The sequence below is a fragment of the Stenotrophomonas sp. 05L414_2 genome (assembly GCF_056397905.1).
Map to the genome: position 1 here is coordinate 20135 of NZ_JBFTOJ010000063.1, position 10569 is coordinate 30703.

The 10569-nt window shown below is 68.0% G+C and carries 9 protein-coding genes, 2 pseudogenes and 1 riboswitch; of the genes and pseudogenes, 6 read left to right on the forward strand and 5 right to left on the reverse strand.

Features of this window, described 5'->3' with window-relative positions; all coding sequences use genetic code 11:
• Positions 1 to 69 precede the first annotated feature (69 nt).
• A complete protein-coding gene (locus AC1DJN_RS10835; RefSeq protein WP_025878432.1) occupies positions 70 to 1518 on the forward strand; it encodes an aminotransferase-like domain-containing protein in 1449 nt (482 codons plus the stop codon).
• Here AC1DJN_RS10835 and bioD read toward each other — a convergent pair.
• Positions 1510 to 2145, reverse strand: a pseudogene (gene bioD / locus AC1DJN_RS10840) (dethiobiotin synthase); the annotation flags it as partial. The gene AC1DJN_RS10835 and the pseudogene bioD overlap by 9 nt on opposite strands.
• 66 nt (positions 2146 to 2211) lie before the next feature.
• Here bioD and AC1DJN_RS10845 point away from each other — a divergent pair.
• Both AC1DJN_RS10845 and AC1DJN_RS10850 read left to right on the forward strand, forming a co-directional pair.
• Entirely contained in the window at positions 2212 to 2694 is a 483-nt protein-coding gene (locus AC1DJN_RS10845) for a GAF domain-containing protein (protein WP_025878430.1), read from the forward strand.
• Positions 2691 to 3053 (forward strand): TfoX/Sxy family protein, encoded by a 363-nt coding sequence (locus AC1DJN_RS10850; RefSeq protein ID WP_025878429.1) that lies wholly within the window; start codon positions 2691 to 2693, stop codon positions 3051 to 3053. The genes AC1DJN_RS10845 and AC1DJN_RS10850 overlap by 4 nt, the downstream gene beginning before the upstream one ends.
• A 78-nt stretch (positions 3054 to 3131) precedes the next feature.
• Here the strand turns inward: AC1DJN_RS10850 and AC1DJN_RS10855 are convergent.
• Positions 3132 to 3638, reverse strand: a pseudogene (locus tag AC1DJN_RS10855) (histidine phosphatase family protein); the annotation flags it as partial.
• Positions 3639 to 3814: 176 nt separating this feature from the next.
• Positions 3815 to 4035: riboswitch (cobalamin riboswitch) on the forward strand.
• A gap of 117 nt (positions 4036 to 4152) precedes the next feature.
• On the opposite strand from AC1DJN_RS10855, the gene btuB reads away from it, so the two are divergent.
• Complete coding sequence (gene btuB, locus AC1DJN_RS10860; protein WP_442252412.1) at positions 4153 to 5994, forward strand: TonB-dependent vitamin B12 receptor; 1842 nt, start codon at positions 4153 to 4155, stop codon at positions 5992 to 5994.
• 78 nt (positions 5995 to 6072) lie between these two features.
• Here the strand turns inward: btuB and gph are convergent, their stop codons facing one another.
• The 3 genes from gph to AC1DJN_RS10875 are packed head-to-tail and all read right to left on the reverse strand — an operon-like array spanning position 6073 to position 8509.
• Complete coding sequence (gene gph, locus AC1DJN_RS10865) at positions 6073 to 6741, reverse strand: phosphoglycolate phosphatase (protein WP_080150129.1); 669 nt, start codon at positions 6739 to 6741, stop codon at positions 6073 to 6075.
• Positions 6742 to 6791: 50 nt separating this feature from the next.
• Positions 6792 to 7583 carry a class I SAM-dependent methyltransferase gene (locus tag AC1DJN_RS10870; RefSeq protein ID WP_033830262.1) on the reverse strand — a complete coding sequence of 264 codons (792 nt, stop codon included), beginning with the start codon at positions 7581 to 7583 and terminating at the stop codon, positions 6792 to 6794.
• Positions 7580 to 8509, reverse strand: a complete 930-nt coding sequence (locus AC1DJN_RS10875; protein WP_025878424.1) for a LysR family transcriptional regulator — start codon at positions 8507 to 8509, stop codon at positions 7580 to 7582. Before AC1DJN_RS10875 ends, AC1DJN_RS10870 begins: the two co-directional genes overlap by 4 nt.
• A gap of 106 nt (positions 8510 to 8615) precedes the next feature.
• Here AC1DJN_RS10875 and AC1DJN_RS10880 point away from each other — a divergent pair, with 106 nt between their 5' ends.
• Together AC1DJN_RS10880 and AC1DJN_RS10885 are read left to right on the forward strand one after the other, a co-directional pair.
• A complete protein-coding gene (locus AC1DJN_RS10880; protein ID WP_032976398.1) occupies positions 8616 to 9254 on the forward strand; it encodes an NAD(P)-dependent oxidoreductase in 639 nt (212 codons plus the stop codon).
• Positions 9255 to 9427: 173 nt separating this feature from the next.
• Positions 9428 to 10339, forward strand: a complete 912-nt coding sequence (locus tag AC1DJN_RS10885) for an MBL fold metallo-hydrolase (RefSeq protein WP_105163358.1) — start codon at positions 9428 to 9430, stop codon at positions 10337 to 10339.
• Positions 10340 to 10569 lie beyond the last annotated feature (230 nt).

The window sequence follows — 10569 nt, forward strand, 5'->3', positions numbered from 1 at the left end:
GGCCCGGCCGACAACGACATGCTAGGCTCGTCAGCATCATGGGTACAGAACCAGATGCGGGCCGGGTCGATGGATACAGAAGACGCCACCACGATGATTCCTCCCCGCTACCAGCGGCTGTCGGACGAGCTGGCTGAAGCCATCCACGGCGGGCGCCTGCCGGTCGGCAGCCGGTTGCCATCGCTGCGGCAGATGGCATCGCAGCGCCAGCTCAGCCTGAACACGGTGATCGCGGCCTACCGTCAGCTGGAAGACGCCGGCCTGGTCATTCCGCGGCCCAAGGCCGGCTTCGAAGTCGCGCCGCGACTGTCGGTTCCGCAGCGCTCGCTGCGTGATGCGCCGTCCGCGCCCACCGCCCCGCTGCAGCAGGTGCTGATGGCGCGGGTGCTGGAAGCGCAGCGGCGCCCCGGCGTGATCGACCTCGCCTTTGCCGGCCCGCGTGGGCGCCAGTTCTACCCGGGTGCGCAGCTGGCCCGGCACACCGCGCAGGTACTTCGCCATGGCCAGCAGACCGTGGAGACCTACGCCCGTCCCAATGGTTCGCCACGCCTGCTGGCGCAGATCGTGCGGCGTGGCCCGCGGATGGGCCTGCATACCCACCCCGAACGCCTGCTGCTGACCCATGGTGCGATGGAAGCACTGCAACTGGCACTGCGCGCGGTCACCCAACCCGGCGATGCAGTCGGCATCGAAGCACCCTCGTACTTCAACCTGTATCCCCTGCTGACCACGCTGGGCCTGCAGCCGATCGAACTGCCCACTCATCCGCAGCGCGGCCTGGACGTGGATGCGCTGGAAGCGCTGCTGGAGCACACCCCTCTTGCGGCGCTGGTGGTGATGCCGACCGTGCACAACCCGCTGGGCTGCACGATGCCGATCGCCGACAAGCAGCGCCTGGCCGAACTGGTCAACGCACGCCAGCTGCCGCTGATCGAAGACGCGGTGTATGCCGAACTGCAGTTCAGCGAGCCGCCGGCGCCCTTGCTGAAGGCGTTCGACCGCGACGGTTGGGTGATGGTGGTCGGTGGATTCTCGAAGACGCTGGCACCGGACTACCGCATCGGCTGGCTCGATGGCGGCCGCTTCGCCGAACGCATCGCGCTGCTCAAATTCCAGTCCACCGGCGGCGAACCGCAGCTGCTCGGTGATGCGGTGGCGGCCTACCTGGAAGCAGGCAGCTACGAGCACCACCTGCATCGCATGCGCCGGTTGTACCGCGAACAGGTCGGTCGCCTGCGGCAGCTGGTGGCCGAACATTTCCCGGCCGGCACCTGCGCTACCGAGCCGCAGGGAGGATTCCTGCTGTGGCTGGAGCTGCCTGGCGTAGACACCCGGGAGCTGTTCGAGCGCGCATTGGCAGAGGACATCGTGTTCATGCCGGGCCAGGTGTATTCGCGTGGCGCGCGCTACCGGCATTGCCTGCGGTTGTCGTGCTGCCAGACCCTGGACGCGCGCTTCATCGCTGCGGTGGAACGGCTGGGTGCGATCGCACGGGAGCTGGTGGCGGCAACACGGTAGTGCCGGCCGCTGGCCGGCAACCTCGAGGTGCTGCAAGGTCGCGAAATTCTCATCCTGGCGCTGCATCGACGGATCGATGTGGTTGCCGATCCAGCCCAGGCACTCCACGCCACTGGCCTGCAGCGAGTGTGCGGTCAACCGCGCATGGTTGACGCAGCCCAGGCGCATGCCGACCACCAGCACCACCGGCAGCCGCAGCGCACGTACCAGGTCAAGCTGGTCCAGCTGCGCCGACAACGGCGCCAGCCAGCCGCCCACGCCTTCGACCACCACCACGTCGGCCTGTGCGCGCAGGCGTTCGAAGGCCGCCACGATCGGGGCCAGTTCGATGCGCACGCCATCTTCTGCGGCCGCCAGTTCGGGCGCCAACGGTTGGCGCAATGCGTAGGGGTTCAGATCGGCGTAGTCAGGCACCGGCAGGCTGGCGGCCTGCAATGCCAGCGCGTCGTCGTTGCGCAGCCCCTGCCCCGCGTCATGGCTGCCGCTGGCCACCGGCTTCATGCCCACCGCGCGCAGGCCGCGCCGGCGCAGCGCGTGCAGCAGCGCGGTACTGGCGGCGGTCTTGCCGATCTCGGTATCGGTGCCGGTGACGAACAGGGCCGTCGGCAACGTGGCAGGCAGGGACATCACAGGCTCCAGCGGGGCAACAGAGCCCCATTATCGCTGGCCCGGCGCGCTTGCTAGACTGCGGCCATGTTCGCCAACGCCTCGCTCACCGGCAGCAAGCCGGAACAATACGCCCAGCTGCTGGAACAGGCCCGTGGCCTGGTCTACGGCGAGTCCGACCGCATCGCCAATGCGGCCAACCTCGCTGCACTGGTCTACCACGCCCTGCCCGACCTGAACTGGGTGGGCTTCTACCTGTATGACGGCAAGGAACTGGTGGTCGGTCCGTTCCAGGGCCTGCCGGCCTGCGTACGCATTCCGCTGGACAAGGGCGTGTGCGGTGCGGCCGCCAGCCAGCGCGTCACCCAGCGGATCGAAGATGTGGACGCCTTCCCCGGCCATATCGCCTGCGACGCCGCATCGCGCTCGGAACTGGTGGTGCCGTTGCTCCGTGGTGGGGAGCTGATCGGTGTGTTCGATATCGACAGCCCGGTCGTCGGCCGCTTCGATGCCGAGGACCAGGCCGGTCTGGAAGCCATCGCCGAGGTGTTCGTCGGGGCGTTGGCGTGAGCGCGGTCAAGCTGCGCAACATCGGCCCGAAGAGTGCGGCATGGCTGCGCCAGGTGGGCCTGCGCAGCCGTGAGGACCTGGTTGCGATCGGTGCCGTCGGTGCCTTCGTCAAGGTCAAGCGTGCCGGCTTCAAGCCCAGCCTCAACCTGCTGTATTCGCTGGAAGGTGCGCTGCTGGACTGCCACTGGCAGGAACTGAGCGAACCGCAGCGTACGGCACTGGTGCAGGACTACGAAGCACGGATTGCCGTGCATCCGCTGAAGGCGGCAGGTCCGGCCTCGGGCCCGGTGCATGAGCAGCGCTTCGACGCCGAGGACGACGGCGAAGAAAGCACGGCCGAAAGCGCCGACGAGGATTGAGGCCTCCGCGTTGCTGGGAATGCCGGCCACCGGCCGGCACCACCACTGTGATGCGCGATCGGTAGCGCCGGGCCATGCCGTGCCGTGGTCGATGCGCAGCGCCCAGCACAGCGACATCGGCAGGCCGCACACCAGCGACAGCACCATGCGCAGCGGGCCGCCGTGGCTGACCACGACTGTCGGCGGCGGGTCGTCGTCATCCAGCAGGCGATCCAGCGCGCGTGCGATGCGCCGTTCGAAGTGGCCCCAGCTTTCGCCATGCGGCGGCGGAAACGCGTGCGGATCGGCGTGGAACGCGGCCAACGCCTCTTCCGGCAGATCAAACAATGACTGGCCATCCCAGTCGCCGAAATCCAGCTCTTCCCACTCCTCGTCGGCCTCAACATCCAGCGCGCGCGGTGTGGCCAGTGCCATCGCCGTATGCAGCGAGCGCAGGCGCGGCGAACTGATCACCCGTTCCCACGACTGCCCGGCATAGGCATCGACCAGCTCCTGCGGCAGGCGGGCCAGCTGYGGCGGATCGCTGCGGCCATCGAGGAACTCATCGCGACCGTTGCCGGCATGGCGGACCAGGTCGAGGATCATGCGCGTGCCCAGTCAGGGCGGCGCGGGAACAGCGGAAAACAGACGGACATCGGCAACGGCACCACGATAATTCGAGCTGCATTCTAGGCGCTGGCGCAGGTCTGCTGCACCGTGCAGGTGCATCCGCGCCTGCTCAGTCGTGCGGGTTCGACGCTACGGGCCGGCCGCGATGCCGTAGACTGCGCGCACTTCCAGGTGACCTGCGGCCCTGCCGGCAGGTTGAAACGGGAAGCCGGTGACGCGTGACAACACGCCATGCCGGCGCTGCCCCCGCAACGGTAAGCACGTCAATTCCAGGCAACCCGCCACTGTGCCGCAGGCATGGGAAGGCGCCTGGACGGTGGCCTCGGGCCACCCGGCGGCGAGCCCGGAGACCGGCCCGGAAGCCTCAGGTCGCGATGCGGTGGGCATGGCGCTGGATGTCTGTGGCGATGGCCGCGGCATCGGCGCGTGCCTGCCTGTTGTGACTCCTCCCCTTCGCTGCGCGGGCGTGCGCGGCACCTGGAGTCCCCCGATGAAACTGCAGTCCCGAATGCTGTCCCTGGCCGTGCTGGCCGCACTTCCTGCATTGGCCCTGGCCGATGATGGCGCCGCCGACCTCGACCAGGTGCTGGTCACCGCTACCCGTACTCCGATCGCCCTGCAGGACAGCATTGCGCCTGCGCAGGTGATCGACCGCGCGCAGATCGAATCCAGCCAGGCCACCTCACTGCAGGAACTGCTGCAGGGCCGCGCCGGCATCAACCTGACCAATGCCGGTGGACTGGGCAAGCAGAGCTCGCTGTTCCTGCGTGGCACCAATTCCTCGCATACCGTGGTGCTGGTCGATGGCGTGCGCATCAACAGCGCCGACCTCGGCCTGGCGATGTACCAGGATCTGCCGCTGGCACAGATCGAGCGCGTGGAAATCGTGCGCGGCCCGCAGTCCAGCCTGTACGGTGCCGACGCCATCGGCGGCGTGATCCAGATCTTCACCCGCCGCAACCAGGGTGATTTCGCTCCGCACTTCCAGCTGGGCGGCGGCAGCAATGGCCTGCGTGAAGCCAGCGGCGGCATCGGTGGCGGCACCGAACGCGGCTGGTTCGGCGCCGACATCGCCTACCAGCATTCGGATGGCATCGATGCCTGCCGCGGTTCGGCCACGCTGTTCACCGGCTGCTTTGCCGATGAACCCGACCGCGATGGCTACCGCAACCTGTCCAAGAGCCTGCGCGGTGGTTACAACCTGAGCGACCAGTGGACCGTGGAAGGCAGCGCGCTGCGTGCCGACGGCAAGAACCACTACGACGGCTACTACAACTACTCCGAGACCCGCCAGCAGGTACTGGCCGGCAAGGTGCGCTACACCCCGTCGGAGCAGTTGACGCTGACCGCCAACGTCGGCCGCAGCGACAACGAGTCCGACAACTTCGGTGATTTCGGTGCACGCGGCAGCGCACAGACGCACCGCGACAGCGCTTCGCTGCAGGCCGACATCGGTATTGCCGAAGGCCAGCTGCTCAGCGCCGGCGTGGACTGGAGCGAGGACAACCTGGATGGCAGCAGCGCCGGTTACCTGGTCGACAGCCGTCGCAACACCGGCGTGTTCCTGCAGTACCAGGCGCGCTTCGGCCGTCACCAGCTGCAGGCCAGCGCACGCAATGATGACAACCAGCAGTTCGGCAACCATGCCACCGGCAGCCTCGGCTGGGCGATGGAGCTGGGCCACGGCCTGCGCGTCAACGCCAGCTACGGCACCGCGTTCAAGGCACCGACCTTCAGCGACCTGTACGACCCGTGGAGCGGCGTGCCGACGCTGGACCCGGAGAAGTCCAAGAGTGCCAACCTCGGCATCTCGCAGCAGGGCCAGGGCTGGCGCTGGGGCCTGGACGTGTACGAAACCCGCATCGATGACCTGATCACCTACGACGCSGCCACCTTCCGCATGCAGCAGGTCGAAAAGGCACGCATCCGCGGTGCGGAATTGACCGGCGGCGCCACCGTGGCCGGCTTCGACATCAACGCGCAGCTGAGTTTCACCGACCCGCGCAACCGCACCAACGGCAGCGCGCAGTTCGACAACTGGCTGGCACGCCGTGCGCAGCAGACCGCGCGCCTGGACATCGACCGCCGCTTCGGCGACTTCCGCACCGGCCTGACCGTACAGGGCGCGGGCAAGCGCTACGACGATGCCGCCAACGCGGCGAAGGTCGGCGGCTACGGCACGCTGGATCTGCGCGCCGAATACGCGCTTACCCCGGCATGGTCGGTGCTGGCGCGGGTGGCCAATGTGTTCGACCGCGAGTACGAAACCGTGGCGTGGTTCAACCAGCCAGGCCGCGAGTATCAGCTGAGCGTGCGTTACCAGCCCAGGTAAGCGGTAGCGTCGGGCCATGCCCGGCGTCGGGGCGCCAGATCGAAGGGCCGCCGGGCATGGCCCGGCGCTACCGGCGGGTCAGGTCGCCGATACCGCAGCCAATCCCGGCAGTTCACGCAGGTCGTCGATTACCGCGACGGCCTGCGCGTTTTCCAGGTCCAGTCCTCGCGGATAGCCGTAGCGCACCAGCGCGATCGGCATGCCGGCGTCCTCGGCAGCACGATAGTCGGTGAGCGAATCGCCAACCATCAGGCACGCATCGACGGGCAGTTCGAAGTGCGCGGCAATATGCCGCAACGGCTCACCACTGGGCTTGCGCTGCGGCAGCGAATCACCGCCCAGCACCAGCGCAAAGGCATCGGCGATGCCCAGGTGCTGCAGCAACGGCGGCACCAGCGCGGCCGGCTTGTTGGTGCAGATGGCCAGCGGCACGTTCAACGCGCGCAACTGCGCCAGCGCGTCCACTACGCCAGCGAACAGCTGCGGGCTGCGCAGCAGGCATTCGCGGTAATGGACCATGAAGGTCGGCATCACCGCTGCCAGATCGATCTGACGCCCGGCGGCCTGCACGGCCTGTTCGACCAGCCGGCGCACGCCGTCACCGATCCAGCCCAGCACGGTGGCTTCGGGTACGCGCGCCAGGCCGATGTCTTCCAGCGTGCGGTTCAGTGCTTCGGCGATATCGGCGGCGCTGTCGACCAGCGTGCCATCGAGGTCGAACACGACCAGCGGATAGGGATACGACAAGGGACGGCTCACTCGTGCAACGTGGGGCCGTCCATTGTACGCCCGCGTCTTCAGCCGATCCGGCGTGCGCGGGTGGCCAGGAAGGTCGGCAGGTAGCGGTCGATCAGGAAGCGCGGCTGCGGCTGCCAGTCTTCCATGAAGCGGTCGATGACGAACCCGGCATCCAGCTGCCCGGCGATCAGATCCCCCAGGCTGTGACCGAATGTCAGCGCTTCGCCACGGGCCAGCTTGGCCTCGCGCGCGGCGGGCTCCAGGTCTTCCAGGTCGGAATAGGGAATCGCGTACTGCGGGCGGATCAGGCCCTGCTCGCTCAGCTGTGCATCACGCGCGGCAACGAACACCACCGGATTGTAGAAGCTGGCCATCAGCAGGCCATCGCGTGCCAGCACCCGGCGGCACTCGGCCCACACCGGACGCACGTCGGGCACGTACAGGTTCGATATGGGATGGAACACCACGTCGAAGCTGTCGCTGGCAAATGCCTGCAGATCACGCATGTCACCCTGCACGGTGCGCAGCGACAGACCGTCGCGGTCGGCGACGGCGCGGTCCTGCGCCAGCTGCCCGTCGGAAAGATCGAACACGGTCACCTCAGCGCCTGCCGCGGCAAGCACGGGTGCCTGTTGGCCACCGGCCGAGGCCAGGCACAGGATGCGCCTGCCACGCACATCGCCCAGCCAATCCAGCGGCAACGCACGCGGCGTCAGGTGTACCTGCCAGCGTCCCTCGCGTGCGGCGGCAATCGTTTCGGCATCCACCGGTCGCGACCACTCGCGCACCTCGCTGGCCTGGCGGTCCCAGGCAGCACGGTTGTGGTCGATCAACGCCTGTCCCTGATTCATGTGTTCTCCTTGCCCGAAGGGCGCCAGTCCAGATCCTGGAAGGCCGGGCTGGCGAAGCACTCGGCGAGGAAATCCAGGAATCGCCGCATGATAACGGGYTGTTGCCGGCGCGAGGCGTACACGGCATGAATGCCCAGCTCGTCCAGGCTGTACTCGGGCAGCAGTTCGATCAGCTCACCACTGCGCAGCAACGGTGCGACCTGATAGGTCGGCAACATGGCAATACCGGCATTGGCGCGCACCGCCTCCAGCAACAGCGATGCTTCATTGGCRCTGATGTTGCCGCCCACCGCCACCGACAACGAGCGCCCTTCGCGATGCAGCTGCCACAGGCTTTTGCCGACGTAATGATGGGTCAGGCAGTTGTGCACGGCGAGGTGTTCGGGCGCGGTCGGCGTGCCACGCGCCTGCAGGTAGGCCGGCGTCGCGCACAGCACCGAACGGCAGATCGCCAAACGACGTGCGATCAGGCTGGGATCGATCTGCCGCGCGATGCGCACGGCCAGGTCGACGCGCTCCTCCACTAGGTTGACCATGCGGTCGACCAGCAGCAGTTCGATGCGTGCGGCCGGATGGCGCTGCACGAAGGCGGCCACCGCACGCGCCAGATGGCTCTGCCCGAACGACACGCTGGCGGTGATGCGCAGCGTGCCGTGTGGCTCGGGATCGTCGCTGGCCAGCTCACCCTGCAGTTCTTCGCCGATCGCCAGCATCTGCCGGAAACGCGCCAGCGCGGCTTCACCGGCCCCGGTCAGGCTGACCCGCCGCGTGGTCCGGTGCAGCAGCCGCGCGCCCAGCCAGCCCTCCACCTCGGCCAGGTAGCGGCTGACCATCGCCCGCGACATGTCCAGCACCTCGGCGGCGGCGGTCAGGCTGCCGCGCTCGGCAACTTCGACGAATACGGTCATGGCGGTCAATCGGTCCATCTGCTCGATCCATGCAACAAATAAGCGCGTTATACGCTGTTTTTCGATCGACTGCAGCGGCCTACAGTGGCCCCATTCCCAACCACCACCCCCACGGAGTCCTGCCATGAAGATCGCCCTCGTCGGTGCCACCGGCAACATCGGCCGCCAGATCGCCCGCCACGCGCTGGCCAACGGCCATCAACTGACCGTCATCGTGCGCAGCGCGCAGGACCTGCCGGCCGAGCTGGCCGGTGCCCATCCGGTCATCGCCTCGCTGGATGACCAGGACGCCCTGGTCGCCGCCATCGCCGGCCACGATGTGCTGGCCAGCGCCTACGGCCCGCGCCCGGGCGACGACATCGGTCGCGTCGGCGAGGTTGCCGCACAGCTGGCCAATGCCGCCCGCAAGGCCAACGTGCCGCGCCTGGTCGTGGTCGGCGGCGCCGGCAGCCTGGAAGTCGCCCCCGGCGTGCAGCTGGTCGACACCCCCACCTTCCCGGAGGCCTACAAGCCCTACGCGCTGGCCCACCGTGAAGCGTTCAACCGCTTGCAGGCGGTGGATGACCTGGACTGGACCTTCTTCTCGCCGGCCGCCGAAATCGGCCCAGGTGAAGAGCGTGGGCAGTACCGCGTGCAGCCCAAGGCCTTCCTCGCCGATGCCAGCGGCCACAGCCGCATCAGCTACGCCGACTACGGCGCCGCGTTCGTCGCCGAACTGGAAGCGCACAAGCACCCCAGGCAGATCATCACGGCGGCGTACTGATCGCGCACTCGCCGGCCTGACCGCCTGCCGGGCATGGCCCGGCGCTACCCACCTGTAAAGCCGAAGGCAACGGCAGGAGCCGTTGCCAACGTCGCTTGCGACGGCCCGTAGGGGGCCGGGCAAGGACGCCCGGCATAGCCAACGCTCGGCTCGACAATCCAAGGACACCTCCCATGCGTACTGCTGCCCTGCTGCTTCCTCTCGCGCTGGCTGCCAGCTTCACCAGCGCCCCACTGCTGGCCGCACCGGCCGCGCCTGCACCCGCCAGCGCTGCCAAATCCCAGCTGCGCCTGCAGACCTTCCATCCCGGCCCGCAGGCAATGTTCTCGGTGTCCTCGGTGCTGATCGAAGGGCGCAACGACGCGATCCTGGTCAACGCGCAGTTTGCTGCCGGCGATGCACGCCGGCTGGTCGAGCAGATCCGTGCCAGCGGCAAGCGGCTGACCACCATCTACATCAGCCATGGCGATCCGGACTATTACTTCGGCCTGGCCACCGTGCAGGATGCGTTCCCGCAGGCGCGCATCGTCGCGACCGCGCAGACCGTGGCGCACATCCGTGAATCCCAGGCCGGCAAGCTGGCGTACTGGGGGCCGAAGATGGGCGCTGACGCTCCCGCACGCATCGTGGTGCCCGCAGTGCTGGAAGGCGATGCACTGCAGCTGGAAGGCCAGCGCCTGCCGTTGATCGGCCTGGATGGCCCGACGCCGGACCGCAGCGTGCTGTGGGTGCCGTCGCTGCGCGCGATCGTCGGTGGCATTCCGGTGGTGGCCGGCGAGCACGTGTGGATGGCCGATACGCAGACGCCGCAGTCGCATGCCGATTGGCTGCGCACGCTGCAGCAGCTGCAGGCGCTGAAGCCGAAGGTGGTGGTGCCCGGTCATTACGCGGAGGGGGCGGCACTGGATGCCAGTGCGTTGCGCTTCACCGCGGATTACATCCGTGCCTTCGATGTTGAAACCGCCAAGGCCAAGGACAGCGCTGCGTTGGTGAAGGCGATGCAGGCGCGCTATCCGCAGCTGGCGGGGGTGGCGTCGCTGGAGTTGAGTGCGAAGGTGGCCAAGGGCGAGATGCAGTGGCCGTAAGGTAGGGGGTTCTTTTGCAGGGCTGCGCCCTGCACCCGCCGAAACGGTAGTGCCGGCCGCTGGCCGGCAACCTCAAAGCCAAAGCAACAGCAGGCATTCCGTGGGTAGGCGGGGTGGGTCCGGTTGCGGGGGACGCCGTAAACCCCCAGACCGGCCCAGCCRCTGGCGGCTGTGCGTTCGGGCGCTTGCGAAGCAGTGCTTCGCAAGCAAAGCGCCCTCACCCTTGGGGG